Source organism: Pseudomonas eucalypticola, from assembly GCF_013374995.1.
GTDB lineage: Bacteria > Pseudomonadota > Gammaproteobacteria > Pseudomonadales > Pseudomonadaceae > Aquipseudomonas > Aquipseudomonas eucalypticola.
Genome location: NZ_CP056030.1, coordinates 4757219 through 4775166, shown reverse-complemented (window position 1 = coordinate 4775166; position 17948 = coordinate 4757219). Strand labels below are relative to the sequence as shown.

The 17948-nt window shown below is 64.6% G+C and carries 19 protein-coding genes and 1 pseudogene; 9 read left to right on the top strand and 11 right to left on the bottom strand.

The features are described from left to right. Window positions 1-68 precede the first annotated feature (68 nt). Window positions 69-1070 carry an NADP-dependent oxidoreductase gene (locus tag HWQ56_RS21245; RefSeq protein ID WP_158152682.1) on the bottom strand — a complete coding sequence of 334 codons (1002 nt, stop codon included), beginning with the start codon at window positions 1068-1070 and terminating at the stop codon, window positions 69-71. 173 nt (window positions 1071-1243) lie between these two features. Between HWQ56_RS21245 and HWQ56_RS21240 the strand changes: the two genes are divergently transcribed. The 3 genes and pseudogenes from HWQ56_RS21240 to HWQ56_RS29510 all read left to right on the top strand — a co-directional run bounded on the left by HWQ56_RS21240 (window position 1244) and on the right by HWQ56_RS29510 (window position 4080). Continuing rightward, complete coding sequence (locus tag HWQ56_RS21240; RefSeq protein WP_176571714.1) at window positions 1244-2005, top strand: SDR family oxidoreductase; 762 nt, start codon at window positions 1244-1246, stop codon at window positions 2003-2005. Window positions 2006-2145: 140 nt separating this feature from the next. Next, a pseudogene (locus tag HWQ56_RS29515) lies at window positions 2146-3171 on the top strand (methyl-accepting chemotaxis protein); the annotation flags it as partial. Between the two features lie 36 nt (window positions 3172-3207). After that, window positions 3208-4080: a methyl-accepting chemotaxis protein gene (locus tag HWQ56_RS29510; RefSeq protein WP_425331976.1), complete on the top strand. Its 873-nt coding sequence runs from the start codon at window positions 3208-3210 to the stop codon at window positions 4078-4080. Window positions 4081-4153: 73 nt separating this feature from the next. On the opposite strand, the gene HWQ56_RS21230 is transcribed toward HWQ56_RS29510, so the two are convergent. Continuing rightward, on the bottom strand, window positions 4154-5344 hold the full coding sequence (locus tag HWQ56_RS21230) for a benzoate/H(+) symporter BenE family transporter (protein WP_176571712.1): 1191 nt from the start codon (window positions 5342-5344) through the stop codon (window positions 4154-4156). Window positions 5345-5464: 120 nt separating this feature from the next. After that, entirely contained in the window at window positions 5465-5899 is a 435-nt protein-coding gene (locus tag HWQ56_RS21225) for a MarR family winged helix-turn-helix transcriptional regulator (RefSeq protein ID WP_158152686.1), read from the bottom strand. An 81-nt stretch (window positions 5900-5980) separates the two neighbouring features. Here HWQ56_RS21225 and HWQ56_RS21220 point away from each other — a divergent pair, with 81 nt between their 5' ends. Then, window positions 5981-7150: an aminotransferase-like domain-containing protein gene (locus HWQ56_RS21220; RefSeq protein ID WP_158152687.1), complete on the top strand. Its 1170-nt coding sequence runs from the start codon at window positions 5981-5983 to the stop codon at window positions 7148-7150. A 9-nt stretch (window positions 7151-7159) separates the two neighbouring features. Beyond that, entirely contained in the window at window positions 7160-7756 is a 597-nt protein-coding gene (locus HWQ56_RS21215; RefSeq protein WP_158152688.1) for a glutathione S-transferase family protein, read from the top strand. Window positions 7757-7827: 71 nt separating this feature from the next. On the opposite strand, the gene HWQ56_RS21210 is transcribed toward HWQ56_RS21215, so the two are convergent. The 5 genes from HWQ56_RS21210 to HWQ56_RS21190 all read right to left on the bottom strand — a co-directional run bounded on the left by HWQ56_RS21210 (window position 7828) and on the right by HWQ56_RS21190 (window position 10466). Beyond that, window positions 7828-8196 (bottom strand): glutaredoxin domain-containing protein, encoded by a 369-nt coding sequence (locus HWQ56_RS21210; protein WP_176571711.1) that lies wholly within the window; start codon window positions 8194-8196, stop codon window positions 7828-7830. A 16-nt stretch (window positions 8197-8212) separates the two neighbouring features. Further along, window positions 8213-8758, bottom strand: a complete 546-nt coding sequence (folE, locus tag HWQ56_RS21205; protein ID WP_158152690.1) for a GTP cyclohydrolase I FolE — start codon at window positions 8756-8758, stop codon at window positions 8213-8215. A gap of 70 nt (window positions 8759-8828) precedes the next feature. Further along, on the bottom strand, window positions 8829-9386 hold the full coding sequence (locus HWQ56_RS21200) for a Smr/MutS family protein (RefSeq protein ID WP_176571710.1): 558 nt from the start codon (window positions 9384-9386) through the stop codon (window positions 8829-8831). Window positions 9387-9421: 35 nt separating this feature from the next. After that, window positions 9422-9742, bottom strand: a complete 321-nt coding sequence (locus HWQ56_RS21195; protein WP_158152692.1) for a hypothetical protein — start codon at window positions 9740-9742, stop codon at window positions 9422-9424. Window positions 9743-9875: 133 nt separating this feature from the next. Next, complete coding sequence (locus HWQ56_RS21190) at window positions 9876-10466, bottom strand: cysteine hydrolase family protein (protein ID WP_158152693.1); 591 nt, start codon at window positions 10464-10466, stop codon at window positions 9876-9878. A gap of 189 nt (window positions 10467-10655) precedes the next feature. Here HWQ56_RS21190 and prmB point away from each other — a divergent pair, with 189 nt between their 5' ends. After that, entirely contained in the window at window positions 10656-11564 is a 909-nt protein-coding gene (prmB, locus tag HWQ56_RS21185) for a 50S ribosomal protein L3 N(5)-glutamine methyltransferase (RefSeq protein WP_158152694.1), read from the top strand. Between the two features lie 890 nt (window positions 11565-12454). Here prmB and HWQ56_RS21180 read toward each other — a convergent pair. Further along, window positions 12455-13255: a hypothetical protein gene (locus HWQ56_RS21180; RefSeq protein WP_176571709.1), complete on the bottom strand. Its 801-nt coding sequence runs from the start codon at window positions 13253-13255 to the stop codon at window positions 12455-12457. A gap of 100 nt (window positions 13256-13355) precedes the next feature. Next, entirely contained in the window at window positions 13356-14309 is a 954-nt protein-coding gene (locus HWQ56_RS21175) for an alpha/beta hydrolase (RefSeq protein WP_176571708.1), read from the bottom strand. Window positions 14310-14444: 135 nt separating this feature from the next. On the opposite strand from HWQ56_RS21175, the gene aroC reads away from it, so the two are divergent. Genes aroC through HWQ56_RS21160 form a run of 3 tightly spaced genes read left to right on the top strand, consistent with a single transcriptional unit; the run spans window position 14445 to window position 17247 of the window. Then, window positions 14445-15536: a chorismate synthase gene (gene aroC / locus HWQ56_RS21170; protein WP_158156748.1), complete on the top strand. Its 1092-nt coding sequence runs from the start codon at window positions 14445-14447 to the stop codon at window positions 15534-15536. Beyond that, on the top strand, window positions 15536-16705 hold the full coding sequence (locus HWQ56_RS21165) for an MFS transporter (protein WP_176571707.1): 1170 nt from the start codon (window positions 15536-15538) through the stop codon (window positions 16703-16705). Before aroC ends, HWQ56_RS21165 begins: the two co-directional genes overlap by 1 nt. Beyond that, window positions 16702-17247, top strand: coding sequence for a 1,2-dihydroxy-3-keto-5-methylthiopentene dioxygenase (locus HWQ56_RS21160; protein WP_158156744.1), 546 nt, complete (start codon window positions 16702-16704; stop codon window positions 17245-17247). The genes HWQ56_RS21165 and HWQ56_RS21160 overlap by 4 nt, the downstream gene beginning before the upstream one ends. Before the next feature lie 137 nt (window positions 17248-17384). On the opposite strand, the gene HWQ56_RS21155 is transcribed toward HWQ56_RS21160, so the two are convergent. Continuing rightward, entirely contained in the window at window positions 17385-17663 is a 279-nt protein-coding gene (locus tag HWQ56_RS21155) for a DUF3509 domain-containing protein (protein ID WP_158156742.1), read from the bottom strand. Between the last annotated feature and the right edge of the window lie 285 nt (window positions 17664-17948).

Here is a 17948-nt window from a genome sequence, read left to right as displayed (position 1 = left end):
CGAACGTCGCCCGGTGCTGCAGGTACCCCTAGCAGCACTGGGCGAAGGAAAAAAGGCCAGCGCCCGTCTTAGACCTTCAGCACCAATTTGCCGAAATTTTCCCCGCTGAACAGCTTCTGCAGCGTCTCGGGGAAGGTCTCCAGCCCCTCCACCACATGCTCCTTGCTCTTGAGCTGCCCCTTGGCCAGCCAGCCGGCGATTTCCTGCCCGGCCGCGGCGAACTTGGCGGCGTGGTCCATGACCACGAACCCTTCCATGCGCGCCCGGTTCACCAGCAGTGACAGGTAGTTGGCTGGGCCCTTGACCCCGGTCTTGCTGTTGTACTGGCTGATGGCGCCACAGATCACCACCCGCGCGTGGGGCGCCAGGCGGCTGAGCACGGCGTCGAGAATGTCGCCGCCGACGTTGTCGAAATACACGTCCACGCCCTTGGGGCATTCACGCTTGAGGCCGGCGGCCACGTCTTCACGCTTGTAGTCGATGACTCCGTCAAAGCCCAGTTCGTCGATCAACGATTGGCATTTCTCCTGGCCACCGGCAATGCCGATCACGCGGCAGCCCTTGATCTTGGCGATCTGCCCGGCGACGCTGCCCACCGCCCCGGCGGCGCCCGAGATGACCACCGTGTCGCCTGCCTTCGGCGCGCCGGTTTCCAGCAGGGCGAAATAGGCCGTCATCCCGGTCATGCCCAAGGCCGACAGGTACAGCGGCAGCGGCGCCAGTGTCGGGTCGATGGGGTAGAAACCCTTGGGTTCGCCTTGGAAATAGTCCTGCACGCCCAAGGCGCCGTTGACGTAGTCACCTACCTTGAAGGCCGGGTGCTTCGAGGCGGTCACCTGGCCAACGCCCAGCGCCCGCATCACATCGCCGAGGCCGACGGGCGCGATGTAGGACTTGCCCTCGTTCATCCAGCCACGCATGGCCGGGTCCAGGGACAAGTACGCGTTCTTCACGCGGATCTGGCCGTCGCTGAGGTCGGCCAAGGGCACGGTCTGAAAGGTGAAGTCTTCACGGCTGGCCGCGCCGACAGGGCGGCGGGCAAGCAGGAATTGGCGGTTCGCTTCGGTCATGGCAGTCACTCTCGCAGGCAGGGGGTGCCCTGTTGATAAGGGCGCAAGGGCCGGTCTGCAAGTGTAACCGTTGCGCCGAATACGCTTCGATACAGCTGGCCAATAGTGATGCGCAGTGCGGCGCGCGCTTGGCTAGACTCGGCTGACCCCCCATCTTTCGCAGGAGTGGCCCCATGGGCATGGCATTTTCCGGGCAAGTGGCACTGGTGACAGGCGCGGCGGCAGGCATTGGCAGGGCCACGGCGCAGGCCTTTGCCGCCGAGGGCCTGCACGTGGTGGTAGTGGACCTGGACGCTCAGGGTGGTGAGGCCACTGCGGCGCTCATCCGCGAGGCGGGTGGTGAAGCGCGTTTTCTGCGGTGTGACGTCACCGTGGAAGCCGAGGTGCGGGCGATGATGGACCAGGCTGTCACGCTGTACGGCCGGGTCGACTATGCCTTCAACAATGCGGGCATCGAGATCGAGAACAGCCGCCTGGCCGAAGGCACTGAGGCGCAGTTCGACGCCATCATGGGCGTGAACGTCAAGGGCGTGTGGCTGTGCATGAAGTACCAGTTGCCGGTGATGCTGGCCCAGGGCGGGGGTGCCATCGTCAACACCGCTTCGGTGGCGGGGGTGGGGGCGGCGCCGAAGATGAGTATCTACGCAGCGTCCAAGCACGCTGTGATTGGCCTGACCCAGTCGGCGGCCATCGAATACGCCAAGAAGCGCATTCGCGTGAATGCGGTGTGCCCGGCGGTGATCGACACCGACATGTACCGTCGCGCATACGAGGCCGACCCCCGCAAGGCCGAATTCGCCGCTGCCATGCACCCGGTAGGGCGGGTCGGCAAGGTGGAGGAGGTGGCCAGCGCAGTGTTGTACCTGTGCAGCGACGGGGCGGCGTTCACCACCGGCCATTCCTTGTTGGTGGATGGCGGCGCTACCGCTATCTGAGGTCACCCGTGCCGAAAACGCCGCTGACGTTGCTGACAGCGACACGGTTATAGCTTTTTGCCAGTATTCCGACGCCAGGATCTTGTGCCTCGCCCCTCGCCGTTGCCACTCTGTGGCCATTGACTCGGGGGGAACGCGCAATGACAGCGGCCGGCAGTGGACGTTTTGCCAATCTGGGCATGGCGAAGAAGATGGGCCTGGGCTTTGCCTTGGTGCTGTTGCTGACCGCGCTGGTGGCCGGTATCGGCGTGTGGTCGTTGGCCAGCATCAGCCAGCGCTTCGATGGCCTCAAGCAGATGTCGGCACTCAATAGCCGCTTGCTGCGCGTGCGCCTGCTGGAGCAGGAATTCGCCCTGCATGCCGACCCCAAGACCGCCGAAGCCCTGCGCAAGGGGGTTGACCAGCTGGCCGCCGATGCCGCGGGCGTCGAGGGTGTTCCGGCGGCGCTGGCGGCCTACCGCAAGGCATTCGACCAGTTCGTGGACATCAGCCAGGCCAAGGACTTGGCCTTGGACATGGCGAGTTGGTCGGTGACCACCGTCGCTAACAACCTCGATGTGCTGCAAGCGGGTTTGTCCGACGACGGCACTTATGCGCTCAAGGAGTCCAAAGGCGAAAAAGGCAGTGAATTGATCACCCAGGCCAACGACGTGGCCCAGGTGGCGCGGTTGATGCTGCAGGCCATGGACGCCGCGCGGGTGCGCCTGGACCAGAGCCGCAAGGGGGTGGAGGACGATACGGGCGGTGGCAAGATCGAGCAGGCCGCCGAGGCCCTGAAGCAGGCCACAGCGCTCAAGGCGCAGGTGCAGGATGCGGGTTACCAGACCGTACTCAATGAGGTCTGCGACCACATCGCCAGCTTCAGTGACAAGTTGGGTGAATACACCGACCTGTTGCACCAGGAAAAACCGGTCTACGCCCAGCTCCGGGCGCGCGCCGATGAAGTGGTGAGCCGTGTCGACCAGGCCACCAGCGCCCAAGACATGGCCATGCAGGGCGAGTTGAAAAAGAACACCGTGTTGATCATCGGCGCCTCGTTGCTGGCGCTGCTGGTGGGCATGCTGGCGGCTTGGGGCATCACCCGCCTGGTGGTGCAGCCCTTGCGCCGGGTGATCGGCCGGGCGCAGCAGATCGCCGCTGGCGATCTCAGTGGCAGCATCGAGGTGGACCGCCGTGACGAGATCGGCCAGTTACTGGCCGCCATGCAGCAGATGGGCAATGGTTTGAGCGGCATCGTCAGCGGGTTGCAGGCGGGCATCGAGCAACTGTCCAGTTCGGCCCACTCGCTGTCGGCGGTGACCGAGCAGACCAACCTGGAGGTCAGCAGCCAGCAGCAGGAAACCGAGCAGGTGGCGACTGCCATGAACCAGATGACCGCCACCGTGCACGATGTGGCCCGCAATGCCGAACAGGCAGCGCTGGCAGCCCAGTCCGCCGATGCCAAGGTGGACAGCGGCCAGCAGGTGGTGCGCGAGAGCATGCAGCGTATCGAGCAACTGGCCGGTGCCGCGGATTCAGCCAGCCGCAGCATCGAAAGCCTGAGCAACGAAATCCAGAGCATCGGCAGCGTGGTCGCGGTGATCAAGAGCGTCGCCGAGCAGACTAACCTGCTGGCGCTCAATGCTGCCATCGAGGCGGCGCGGGCTGGCGAGCAGGGCCGGGGTTTCGCCGTGGTCGCCGACGAAGTGCGGGCGTTGGCCAAGCGTACCCAGCAGTCCACCGCCGAGATAGAGGGGCTGGTCAGTACCCTGCGTGCCAGCGCCGAGGCGTCGGTCGCGCAGATCCAGAACAGTGGTGAATTGGTCAGGCTGGCGGTCACCGACGCGCTGCAGACCGAGAGCGCGCTGGGCAGCATCGCCAGCGCGGTGTCGCAGATTCAGCAGATGAACCAGCAGATCGCCGCAGCGGCCGAGCAGCAGAGCTCGGTGGCCGAGGAGATCAACCGCAGCGTCACCAGCATTCGCGCCAGTGCCGACCAGTCGGCGTTGGCCATGCGCGGGAATGCGGCGTCGAGTATCGAGTTGGCGCAGTTGGGTACCGAGTTGCGTGGGATGGTGGGGCATTTCAGGCTCTGAACCGTGCCAGCCTTTTCCGGTCCTGCAGGGGTGGGTGTGTACCCTGTGGGACCGGAAACGAGCAACCCGAGACTTAGGCCTTGCGCCAGTTCAGAATCATCAGCGTCAACACACCCGCCACAATCCCCCAAAATGCCGACCCTACCGAAAACAGGGTGAAGCCCGACGCCGTGACCATGAAGGTGATCAGTGCCGCCTCGCGTTCCTTCGGTTCGTTCATGGCAATGCTCAGGCCATTGATGATCGAGCCGAACAAGGCCAATGCAGCGATCGACAGTACCAGTTCCTTCGGCAAGGCTGCGAACAGCGCGGCCAGCGTGGCGCCGAACACTCCGGCGATGCCATAGAAAATGCCGCACCACACTGCCGCGGTGTAGCGCTTGGTCGGGTCTTCATGGGCGTGAGGGCCAGTGCAGATCGCCGCGCTGATGGCCGCCAGGTTGATGCCGTGGGAACCGAACGGCGCCAGCAGCAGCGAGGCGAAACCCGTTACCGAGATCAGCGGCGAGGCCGGTACCTGGTAGCCGTCGGCACGGAGCACGGCGATGCCCGGCATGTTCTGCGAGGTCATGGCCACCACGAACAGCGGGATGCCGATACTGATGGTCGCCGCCAGGGAGAACGACGGGGTCGTCCATACGGGCGTCGCCACTTCCAGGTGGAACTGGCTGAAGTCCAGCAGGCCCATCAGCCCCGACAGCAGGGTGCCGAGCACCAGCGCGCACAGCACGGCATAGCGCGGCGATACCCGCTTGACCAGCAGGTAAGTGAAGAACATGCCCAGCACCAGCACCGTGCGGTGCTGCGCGGCGACGAAAATCTCGCTGCCGATCTTGAACAGAATGCCCGCCAACAGTGCCGCGGCCAGGGAGGAGGGCAGGCGCTTGACCAGCTTTTCGAAGCTGCCGGTCAGGCCACAGATCACCACCAGGACCGCACAGGTGATATAGGCGCCGATGGCTTCGCTGTAATTCACATGGCCCAGGCTGGTGATCAGCAGCGCCGCCCCCGGCGTTGACCAGGCCACGGTGATGGGCGTGCGGTAGCGCAGGGACAGGCCGATGCTGCACACCGCCATGCCGATGGACAGCGCCCATATCCACGAGGAAATCTGCGCGGTGGTGAGCCCGGCAGCCTGGCCGGCCTGGAACATCAGCACCAGTGAACTGGTGTAGCCGGTCATCATGGCGATGAAACCGGCCACCACGGCGGAAGGAGACGTGTCGGCCAGCGGGCGCAGGTGCGCGGGGGAGGCGTCGGTCATGGGTGCAAATCCTTGAGCGGGTGAGGGCAGGGGTCAAAGCCTAAACCTGCGCCTGGAAAAGCGTGCGGTACAGCCACCGCAACATTTGGCCATACAGTGCAACTAATGCTCGCACAGCGCTTACAGCGCCAGCCCGAGCGCGGTATTGACCGCCAGCCATCCCTCCACCGCCTCAGGCCCAGCCTCGGCGAACACCCGTTGCAACAGCCTCACCTGCTCCTTGCGCAACGCTTCTTCGAACCGCGCGCCCTCGGCCGTCAGGCCCAGCATGCGCTTGCGCTTGTCACTGGCTGGCGCGGTGCTGGTGACCAACTGCATCTCGATCAATTGGCGCAGCGGCATGTTCAGCGCCTGCTTGGTTACCCCCAGTTTTTCCAGCAGCTCACTGACACCGATGGCCGGGTAGCGCGCGATGAAAAACACAATGCGCTGGTGCACACGGCTCAGCCCGCGCCGGGCGAGCATCTCGTCGGCCTTGGCGGTGAAGGCCTGGTAGCCGTAGAAGAACGCTTCCATGGCCACCTGTTGGGTCGCGGTGTTTTTAAGGTCAAGCATATTGACGTATCCAGGGCTGGCGTCGTAAGTTCAGTCAAGCAGTTTGACCTATTCAATGACGTCTTTGCCAGCGGTGGTCCCATGGCTTTCTCAGAACGTGTCACACGCCTCAAGAGTTCGTTGATCCGCGAGATCCTTGCCGCGGCCCAGCGCCCGGAAGTCATGTCGTTCGCTGGCGGCTTGCCGGCCGAAGCGATGCTGCCTGCCATCGAGTGGGCCGGCATGCCCGCTTGCATGGGGCAATACGGCCCCAGCGAGGGTGAGCCCGCGCTGCGCGAGTTACTGGCGGCCGAGGCCCGAGCCCAGGGCATCGCCTGCCAGGCAAGCCAGGTGCTGGTGCTCAGCGGGTCCCAGCAGGCGCTGGATCTGGCCGCCAAGCTGTACATCGACACAGGCACCGAGGTGGTGCTGGAAGGCCCTACCTACCTCGCCGCATTGCAGACCTTCCAGCTGTTCGGCGCCCAGTGCCTCAGCGTGCCTGTAACGCGCGACGGGCCGGATCTGGCTGCCCTGCGGCGCCAGTTCGAGCAACACGCTCCGGCGTTTGCGTACCTGATTCCCACGTTCCAGAACCCGTCAGGCGTGCGCTACAGCGAAGCGGTGCGTGGCCAGGTGGCGGCGTTGCTGGATGAGTTCGGCGTAACCCTGATCGAAGACGAACCGTATCGCGAGCTGACCTATGACGGCGTCATGGCGGCGCCTATTGCCGGGCGATTGCGCCAGGCCAGCTGGATCTATACCGGCACCGTGTCCAAGACGCTGCTGCCGGGCCTGCGGGTTGGCTACCTGATCGCCAGCCCTGACCTGTTCCCGCATCTGCTGCGGCTCAAGCAGGCGGCTGACTTGCACACCAACCGCCTGGGGCAATGGCAGGCCATGCAGTGGCTGGGTACGCAGCAGTATCGTGAGCACCTGGCGCGATTGCGCGATTTCTATCGTGAACGCCGCGATGCCATGCAGCAGGCGCTGCTGCAACACTTCACTGACCTGGCCGATTGGCACGTGCCCCAGGGCGGCCTATTCTTCTGGCTGACCTTGAAACAGCCGATCGACACCCGCACCTTGCTGGCTGCGGCCATGGCCCAGGATGTCGCGTTCATGCCCGGGGAGCCGTTTTTCGCCGACCCGGCCGCCAATCCGGGTTGCCTGCGGTTGAATTTCAGTCACGTCGCCCCGCACCGCCTGCATGAAGGGCTGTCGCGGTTGGCACAGGTTATCCGTCAGGCTCAGGCTGCCCAGGCGGCCGCTTAAGGAGGGTTTATGTACAAGGTTTATGGCGATCACCGCTCGGGTAACTGCTACAAGGTCAAGCTGATGCTGCACCTGCTGGGGTTGCCCTATGAATGGGTGGACATCGACATCCTGGGTGGCGACACCCAGACCCCGGAGTTCCTGGCCAAGAACCCCAATGGCAAGATCCCGGTGCTTGAGCTGGAAGACGGCACCTGCCTGTGGGAGTCCAACGCCATCCTCAACTTCCTTGCCGACGGCACGCCGTACTTGCCCAGCGAGCCGCGGTTGCGCACCCAGGTGCTGCAGTGGCAGTTCTTCGAGCAATACAGCCACGAACCCTACATCGCCGTGGCGCGGTTCATTCAGCTGTACCTGAACATGCCCCAGGAGCGCCTCAAGGAATACGAAGATTGCCAGGTGCGGGGCAAGAAGGCGCTACGGGTGATGGAGCGGCAGTTGCAACTGACGCCGTTCCTGGTGGGGGACCAGTATTCCATCGCTGATATCGCGCTGTATGCCTACACCCATGTGGCCCATGAGGGCGGGTTCGACCTGTCGGCGTACCCGGGCATCGAGGCCTGGCTCAAGCGGGTTCAGGCGCAGCCTGGGCATGTGGCGATGTAGATCGTCTTCGCGAGCTGCGCCCGGTCACGCACGTGCGTGGCCGGGCGAAGCGTCGAAAGGCAGGAAGCGATCTAGGCCGCGAAGCGCTTGTTGAGGTACGCGATGATCACCTTGGATTCGTACATCCAGGTGGTCATGCCATTCTCTTCGATGCGCAGGCACGGCACTTTGACGCGGCCGCCTTCGTTGAGCAGCGCCTGGCGGTGCTGTTCGTCATTCTTGGCGTCGCGCAGCACCACGGGCACATTGAGCTTGTGCAGGGTACGGCGGGTTTTCACGCAGAACGGGCAGGCGTGGAACTGGTAGAGGCTCAGACCGCGGGCCTGCTGCTCCACGCCCGCTTGTGCCTCGGGGCTGCGCTTGAGCTTGCCGCCACGGGTCAGCAGGTCGCCGACCACGATCAACTGGCCGAGGCCCACGCGCAAGGCTTTCATCAACATGCCGGTGTCCTTCCGATCACTTGATCAGGCTGAGGAATTCGCTGCGGGTCGCGGCGTTGTCGCGGAACTCGCCGAGCATCACCGACGTGATCATCGACGAGTTCTGCTTCTCCACGCCGCGCATCATCATGCACATGTGCTTGGCCTCGATGACCACCGCGACGCCCAGGGCACCGGTCACCTGCTGGACCGCCTCGGCGATCTGGCGGCTGAGGTTTTCCTGGATCTGCAGGCGACGGGCGTACATGTCGACGATGCGCGCTACCTTGGACAGGCCCAGCACCTTGCCGCTGGGAATGTAGGCCACGTGAGCCTTGCCGATGAACGGCAGCAGGTGGTGCTCGCACAGCGAGTACAACTCGATGTCCTTGACCAGCACCATCTCGCTGTTGTCGGAGCTGAAGAGGGCGCCGTTGGTCACTTCTTCCAGGGTTTGTTCATAACCGCGGCAAAGGTACTGCATGGCTTTGGCGGCACGCTTTGGCGTGTCGAGCAGGCCTTCGCGGGATACGTCCTCGCCGAGTTTGCCGAGAATCGCGGTGTAGTGCTGTTCCAGGGACATGGATCTACCTGTGGGAATTTTTGCAAACGCGAAGGTTACGGCGACGGCCGCGTGGCTGCAAGCGCAAGCTTTACTCGTCGCGCCCTTCGAGCATGGTGCGCTTGAGCATCACGTACACGGCGCCCGCGCCACCGTGGCGGGCCTGGCACGAGGTAAAGCCCAGCACCTGGGCATGTTGTCGCAGCCAGGTGTTGACGTGGCTTTTGATCATCGGGCGCTTGCCATCCAGGCGCACGGCCTTGCCGTGGGTCACGCGCACGCAGCGGATTTCGAACTTGGTGGCCTCTGCCAGGAAGGCCCAGAGGGTCTCGCGGGCTTTTTCCACGGTCATGCCGTGCAGGTCCAGGCTGCCTTCGAACGGGATCTGGCCGCTCTTGAGCTTGCGCATCTGGCTTTCCTGGACGCCGTCGCGGGCCCAGTGCAGGTCGTCTTCGGGGCCCACGTCAATCACGAACTGGTCGGACAGGCCGTCGACGGTGGTGGCGTCCTGGCGCACGGTCGCCGCTTGGCGGGCGGCGGCCAGCTGCTGGCGGTCGGGCTTGGGTTTGCCTGTGTCGGCGCGGTCATGCTTGATCGGCTTGACGCCGCGCATCTCGCTACTGAACAGGGAAAAATCGTCGTCTTGCATGTCAGCCTCCACTACGGAGGCCTAGTTTACGCGAGTCAATCGTGCTTTTTCATCAGGTGCGGCGCCAGGTTCAGTTCGCGACTGCGCTGGCGACGACGACGGCAGCGGCGCCACAGGCCCACACCCAGGTACAGCAGCAACAGGCCGAAGACCACCAGCAGGCTGGCGCCGGTCTTGCTGGCATTCAGGTCGCCCAGGGCCGGGGGGTGGCCGAACAGGCTGGCGGCGCCGGCCAGGGCCAGCAGCACGCCCAGGGTGGCGAGCACGGCCGCGAAGGCCTGCCCCAGGCGGGTGCCCCAGTTGCGGGGGCCGCGCGGGCGCAGGCGGCGAGCGTCAAAACCATCGGATAACTTCATTCCGATTTCCTCAGTGAATATCCGGCCTTCGACTCGCCAGCGGCGTCGGGGTTCCGACCTGCGGCGCAATTTGAGGAAATGAGTGCTTTTATCGGATGGGCGGCCGCAGGCACGGCCGCCGGATCATGACGGGTCAGACCAGGTCGTCGGTCTGCGCCACGCAGGCGAAGTTGTCATTCATGGTGGCCATGCCCACTTGCTTGACGGTGGCGGCAGGCACCACGCCATCCTTGAAGGGCAGGTCGCGGGTAGCGCAGGCATCTTCCACCAAGGTGCTGCGGTAGCCGTAGTCCTTGGCCGCGCGCACGGTGGTGCTGATGCTCGAATGGGTCATGAACCCGCAGACGATCAGGTCGATGGGGCCTTTTTCCTGCAGGGTCTGGTGCAGGGCGGTGTTGTTGAACGCGTTGGGCATGTTCTTTTCAATGATCGGCTCGTCACCCAGCGGCTCCAGGCCCGGGATGAACTTGCCGCGGTCGCCCTGGGGGTCGAACAGGCCGCCCACGGTGCCCAGGTGGCGTACGTGCACGATGGGGCGGTGGGCGGCGCGCGCGGCCTTGAGCAGGCGGGCGATATTGGCCACCGCTTCGTCGATACCCACCAGGGCCAAGGGGCCCTTGAGGTATTCACGCTGGGCGTCGATGATCACCAGGCTGGCACGGCTGAGATCGGCAGGGGGATGGCCGCGGCCAGTCAGTTGGAACATCGTCTTTGTATCGGACATCGGGGGCTCCTTTGGATAGGGCTTTTGCCACATTCTCCACTGCTGGAGCCGTTCTGTGAATCGCTTCGCACAACCACTGTGCAGAATCCGGGCGATTGCCGGGTGGCGTGGCCGGGCGAAAAGCCAGCAGGGCGCCCATTCCCCGGCCTTCGCTGTTAGAATGCGCGGCTGTATCCAAAGGAGTCTGCCGTGATCACTTCCCGCCTGCGCACCCTGCGCGACCACATTCGTTGGGCTGTCAGCCGTTTCCATGGGGAAGAGCTGTATTTCGGCCACGGCACCGACAATGCCTGGGACGAGGCCCGCCTGCTGGTGCTGGGCGCGGTGCACCTGCCGTTCCAGATCGCCGACAGCTACCTGGACTGCCGGTTGGAAGAAGACGAGATCGCGCATATCCAGGCGCTGCTCAAACGCCGCATCGAAGACCGCGTGCCGGTGCCTTACCTGCTCAACGAAGCCTGGTTCTGCGGCATGTCGTTCATCGTCGACGAGCGCGTGCTGATTCCGCGCTCGCCCATTGGCGAGCTGATCGAAGACGGCTTCTCGCCGTGGCTGGCCAATCCGCCGGCGCGCATCCTGGACCTGTGCACCGGCTCGGGCTGCATCGGCATCGCGTGCGCCGACGTGTTCCAGGACGCCGAAGTGGCCTTGGCCGACCTGTCGTTCGAAGCCTTGGAAGTGGCCAACCAGAACATCGAGCGCCATGGCCTGGAAGAGCGTGTGTATACCGTGCAGGGCGATGGCTTCGATGGCCTGCCGGGGCAGCGCTTTGACCTGATCGTGTCGAACCCGCCGTACGTGGACGCTGAAGACTTCGCCGACATGCCCGACGAGTACCAGCACGAGCCGGAGCTGGGCCTGGCCTGTGGCGACGATGGCCTGAACCTGGTGCGGCGCATGCTGGCCGAAGCGGCTGACCACCTGACCGAGAAAGGCCTGCTGATCGTTGAGGTGGGCAACAGCCAGGTGCACGTCGAAGCGCTATACCCGGAAGTGGATTTCCACTGGCTGGAATTCCAGCGCGGCGGGCACGGCGTGTTCATGCTCAGCGCCGCCCAGTGCCGCGAACACCAGGCGCTGTTCGCTTCGCGTATCTGACCCTCCACGCGGCACCTGGCCCCACAGGGTTGCCGGTGGGTTCGGGGTATTGCCTTGTGGAACCGGGCGAAGCTCGGGAAGGGTTCACCGCGCAACGCCTGACACCCCGCGGGGCGCTTTTCCCGAGCTGCGCCCAGTCCAACGGGGTTGGCGGTGGGTTCGGGGTGTTGCCTTGTGGGACCGGGCGAAGCTCGGGAAGGGTTCACCGCGCAACGCCTGACACCCCGCGGGGCGCTTTTCCCGAGCTGCGCACGGTCCCACAGGGTTGCCGGTGGGTTCGGGGTATTGCCTTGTGGGACTGGGCGAAGCTCGGGAAGGGTTCACCGCGCAACACCTGACACCCTGCGGTGCGCTTTTCCCGAGCTACGCCCGGTCCCACAGGGTTGCCGGTGGGTTCGGGGTGTTGCCTTGTGGGACCGGGCGAAGCTCGGGAAGGGTTCACCGCGCAACGCCTGACACCCCGCGGGGCGCTTTTCCCGAGCTGCGCACGGTCCCACAGGGTTGCCGGTGGGTTCGGGGTGTTGCCTTGTGGGACCGGGCGAAGCTCGGGAAGGGTTCACCGCGCAACGCCTGACACCCCGCGGGGCGCTTTTCCCGAGCTGCGCCCGGTCCAACAGGGTTGCCGGTGGGTTCGGGGTATTGCCTTGTGGGACCGGGCGAAGCTCGGGAAGGGTTCACCGCGCAACGCCTGACACCCCGCGGGGCGCTTTTCCCGAGCTGCGCCCGGTCCCACAGGGTAGGCGGTGGGTTCGGGGTGTTGCCTTGTGGGACCGGGCGAAGCTCGGGAAGGGTTCACCGCGCAACGCCTGACACCCCGCAGGGCGCTTTTCCCGAGCTGCGCACGGTCCCACAGGGTGGGCGGTGGGTTCCGCGCCTTCTGCAGGGGAGGGCTAGCGGTGGGTCGCAATCCAGATCAGCAAGCCGGCCTGGAACACGGCGAACGCCACCAGGCAACTGATGGTAAAGCGCAATCCGCTGTCTTCGCGCTTGAGCTTGCTGACCCGTTCTTCCTGCTGGCGCAGTTTCACTTCCTGTTCCTGCAGGTTCTGCTCTGCCAGCTGTAGCATGTTGGCGGCGTCGAGAATGTCCACCATCTGCACCTTCTCGCCGTTCCAGGTGGCGATCAATTCGCCCACCTGCACATCCCCATAGCTGCCCTTGAGGTGCTGGGCGTCGGTGTAGGTGACCGTCAAACCCTGGCTCTTGAGCACGTGGTCGCGGCGCAGGCGGGTGTCTTCGTTGAGGCCGTCCTTGCTGGCCAGCGCGGCACCCTCGAACCGGTAATTGGCCCACTTGCGCTGGGCCCAGATAACCCCCTGCGCCATCAGGAAGCGGCCCAGGCCGCGGTTCAGCGGTTCCATCTGCAGACCCGTTTCGGGGCCGACGCTCAGGGTGCGGGTCTGGTGGTTTGCCCACACTTCCAGGCGGTTCTGGTCTTTGCGCACCTTCTGGGCCGGCAGCTGGATGTCCATGCGCAGCAGGCTGTAATCCTTGCCGTGGCGCTCGGCGCGGCCGAACTGCACGAAGCGCAAGGGCCGTGCGCCGGTCACACGGTCCACCGTCAAAGGCACAAGGCGCAGCATCTTGAAGTGCTCGGGCACCACGTCCGCCCACGGCAATTCCACTGGCGCGGGAGCCTGGTCAGGTCCAACGGCCACTTCAGGTGACTCTGGTGTTTGCGTCTCGGTCATCACGGCGATCCTCTTTCGCGCAGCGCTGCGGGTATCAAAGTGGATACCTGCATCGGCGTATCGGCAGGGTTTGCCGATACTTGCGCGGTTTTTGCCGTGGTCAGTGAATCTTGCCGATGAAACCTGTCAGGGCGTTACCCAAGGCGTCGGCCAGGGGCAGGTTGGGGTTGTTGTAGGAGGCCACCTGGGCCTTGAGGTTGTTGTCGACGATACGCATCACATGGTTCATGCCGTCCACCACTACCAGCTGTGCATCAGGCTTGGCCGCCTTGAGCGCACGGGCGTCGGCCACGCCCACCTGAATGTCGTTGCGGCCCTGGATGATCAGTGCCGGAACTTTCAGGCGGCCGAACGCGGCGGCGGGGTCCTGGCGCAGCAGCGACACCAGATAAGGCTGCACGCTGGGGCGGAAGATCACTTGCAAGGGGGCCGGCACATCGCCGTCGTACTGGCCGGCCTTGAGCCGTTGCAGCAACTGAGTGCTGCGCTGTTCCAGGTCGGGCGGCAGGCGGCCCTTCAGTTGCTCGGCGATGACCTGGTCCAGCGGCCGGCCGCTGCCCGCCACGGAGATCACTGCCGCGGCGCCAGCGTCGGGGGCGGCCAGGGTGGCGATCAAGGCGCCTTCGCTGTGGCCCAGCAGGATCAACGGGCCGTAATGCGGGTCGGCTTTGAGCTGGCGTGCCCAGGCCTGGGCATCGGCCACGTAGCCTTCTACGCTCAAGGTGCGCTCATCCGGCGCCAGCGGCAGGCCGGTGGCCACCCCGCGCTTGTCATAGCGCACGCTGGCGATGCCATGCCGCGCCAGCAGCATGGCCAACTTGCGCAGGCTGTCGTTGCGCCCACCCTGCGGGTTGTTGCCGTCGCGGTCGGTGGGGCCTGAGCCGGAAATGATCAGTACCACCGGCACCGGTTTGTCGGACACCGGCAATAGCAGCGAGCCATGCAGCACGCCGGTGCCGGTGTCCAGGTCGATGGGGCGCTGGGAAACCACGGGGGCCGCCTGCAGCAGGGGACTTGCAAGCAGAATCAGGAGGGCAGCAAAACGTAGCATCATCAAGCCAGTATGGGGAGGATGGGGCTTGGACTTATACCATGGGCGAAGGTTCGCACATCCAGGGATGAATCAGGCGGCCAGCGTGCGTATACTCCATGTCCGATCTGATTTGGCTGAATTCGCGGAGCGTCCTGCATGTCCGGCAATACCTACGGCAAGCTGTTCACTGTCACCACCGCTGGCGAGAGCCATGGCCCGGCGCTGGTCGCCATCGTCGACGGCTGCCCGCCCGGCCTGGAGCTGTCCCTGCACGACCTGCAGCGCGACCTGGACCGGCGCAAGCCTGGCACCAGCCGCCATACCACCCAGCGCCAGGAACCCGACGAGGTCGAGATCCTGTCCGGCGTGTTCGAGGGCCGTACTACCGGCTGCTCCATTGGCCTGCTGATCCGCAACACCGACCAGAAGTCCAAGGACTACTCGGCCATCAAGGATCTGTTCCGCCCGGCCCACGCCGATTACACGCTGCACCACAAGTTCGGTGAGCGCGATTACCGCGGCGGTGGCCGCAGTTCCGCCCGCGAAACCGCCATGCGCGTGGCCGCTGGCGCCATCGCCAAGAAGTACCTGGCTACCCAGGGCATCATCATTCGTGGCTACATGAGCCAGTTGGGCCCGATCGAAATCCCGTTCAAGAGCTGGGACTCGGTAGAGGACAATGCGTTCTTCAGCCCCGACCCGGACAAGGTACCGGAGCTGGAGGCCTACATGGACCAGCTGCGCCGTGACCAGGACTCGGTGGGCGCCAAGATCACCGTGGTGGCCGAGGGCGTCAAGCCGGGCCTGGGCGAGCCGATCTTCGACCGCCTGGACGCGGAACTGGCCCACGCCTTGATGAGCATCAACGCGGTGAAGGGCGTTGAAATCGGTGCCGGGTTCGCGTGCGTGTCCCAGCGTGGCACCGAGCACCGTGATGAAATGACCCCGGAAGGCTTCCTCAGCAACAACGCCGGCGGCATCCTGGGCGGCATTTCCTCGGGCCAGCCGATCGTGGCGCACCTGGCGCTGAAGCCGACCTCGAGCATCACCACCCCGGGGCGTTCCATCGACATCCACGGCAACCCGGTAGAAGTCATCACCAAGGGCCGTCACGACCCGTGCGTGGGGATCCGCGCCACGCCGATCGCCGAAGCCATGATGGCCATCGTGCTGATGGACCACCTGCTGCGCCATCGCGGCCAGAACGCCGACGTGCGCGTCACCACCCCGGTACTGGGCCAGCTGTAATGGCCCCGGCCCCCGGGGCTGGCGGGGTTCCGTACTGGCGGCTCTCGGGGTTCTACCTGTTCTATTTCGCGCTGCTGGGCGCCACCGCGCCCTTCCTGGCGATGTACTTCGACCACCTGGGGTTCAGCAGCGCGCGAATTGGCGAGCTGGTCGCCATCCCCATGCTCATGCGTTGCGTGGCCCCGAACCTGTGGGGCTGGCTGGGTGACCGCACCGGCCAGCGCCTGGCCATCGTGCGTTTTGGCGCTGTCTGCACGCTGGGGTGCTTCTCGCTGATTTTCATTAGCAAGACCTACGCCTGGCTGGCCATGGTCATGGCCTTGCATGCGTTTTTCTGGCACGCGGTGCTGCCCCAGTTCGAAACCATCACCCTGGCCCATTTGCACGGGCAGCCGGCACGCTACAGCCAGGTGCGATTGTGGGGCTCCGTCGGGTTCATTCTCACGGTGGTGGTCATGGGCCGGTTGTACGAGTGGTGGAGCCTGGACGTCTACCCCTATGCCCTGGTAACGATCATGGCCGGCATCGTGGTCAGCAGTTTCTGGGTCCCCAACGTACAGCCTCGGGTCGATGCCCGGCGGCTGACCGGTGAAGGCTTCCTGCGCCAGTTGCTGGCGCCCGGGGTATTGGCCTTCTATGCCTGCGTGGCCTTGATGCAGGTCAGCCATGGTCCTTACTACACCTTTCTCAGCCTGCACCTGGAGCACCTGGGCTACAGCCGTGCGGTCATCGGCGTGCTGTGGGCGGTAGGGGTGGTGGCCGAAGTGCTGATGTTCCTGGGCATGAGCCGCCTTCTGGGGCGCTATTCGGTACGTCGCGTGTTGGCGGCCAGTTTCCTGTTGGCGGCGCTGCGCTGGTGGCTGCTGGGCAGTGCCGCCGAATACCTGGGGTGGCTGATTTTCGCCCAGGTGCTGCACGCGGCCACCTTCGCCAGTTTCCATGCTTCATGCATCCACTTCGTGCAGCGCACGTTCGGCCCCCGTCAGCAAGGCCAGGGCCAGGCGTTGTACGCGGCCCTGGCTGGCACGGGCGGCGCCTTGGGTGCGTTGTATTCCGGCTACAGCTGGAACACCCTGGGGCCCACCTGGACCTTCGCCCTGGCCAGCCTCGCCGCGCTGGCTGCGGCTGCCATCATCGTCACCCGGCTTGCAGAGGAAACGCCGCCATGAGCATTCTGTCCGTCTACTCGGTGTCCACACCCGACCTTCCCAACAAGGTTCTCACCCATTTCGAAGACATTGCCGCGACACTGGCCGAACACGGGGTGCGGTTCGAGCGCCGGCCTCTGCAGGCAAGCGTGCAGGCTGGCGCTGGCCAGGACGAGGTGTTGCAGGCATTGGCCGCGGTGCTCGACCCCTTGATGAGCGAATGGGGCACGCCCCACGCGGACGTCATCAGCCTGGACCGCGACCACCCGCAACGTCAGCAATGGCGTGAGAAATTTCTCGACGAGCACAGCCATGCTGGCCGTGAGGTTCGGTATTTCGTAGCGGGACGGGGATTGTTGAGCTTGCACATCGAGGGTTATGTGTATGCCGTGCAGTGCGAAAAGCACGATCTCATTGCCGTGCCAGCGGGCATGGCGCGCTGGTTCGACATGGGCGAGGCGCCGCGGCTGGTCGTGATTCGCTTGTTCGAGCAGCCTCAGGACCAGGCAGCCCAGTACACCGGAACGGAACTCGCGCGCTGTTTTCCGGGTCTGGATACCTAGGGCAAAACAAGCGCCCGCTGGCGCTTGTGGGACCGGGTAAAGCCGGGGAACGAGACCCAGCGCACTGGCTCAGAGTGTGCGGTGTCCCTTTCCGTGGCTTTGCCTGCTCCCACAAGGTTGGGCCTGAAGCCTGGGCATTACGCGGAGTGGTAGGTAGGCAGCGCGAAGCGGTTCTGGCTCTGCAGCATGTTGATGGCAGGCAGTTCGCTGGCCTGGCCGGCAAGGTCGCGACGGATCGCGCTGATCACCCAGGTCAGTTGCTCGGCCGTGTGCAATTGCTGGTAGGAGATCGAGCGACGGGTCACCTTGCCCTCATTGTCGCGCAGGGTCAGCAATACCGCGCCATCCGGACGAGGTTGAGTGGTGACGTCGTAGCCGGCGAATACGGAAGCGAATTTTTCTTGAATAAAGTTCATGTCAGCTCCTGGCTCTTTGGTTGGCAAACCTGTGAGTAAGGAGTGCAGCGCCCGTGCCAGTTTTGCCATCACGGTTTGGCCCCGTAAAACCGGGGGGTTGAGCGAAAAGGTAATTTTTGCTTTCGTGCAAAATGCATGAATGGTCATTTGTTGCACGGCATTTTGCGCGACAGGTTCAGGACGAACCGGGGAGGAGGGCAGGGAGACTTTTCCTGAGTCCCTATGGTCTATGACAACGAATTGCCAATAAATTCCATTGGCGCCGTCCATAGGCAGGTTCTGTTG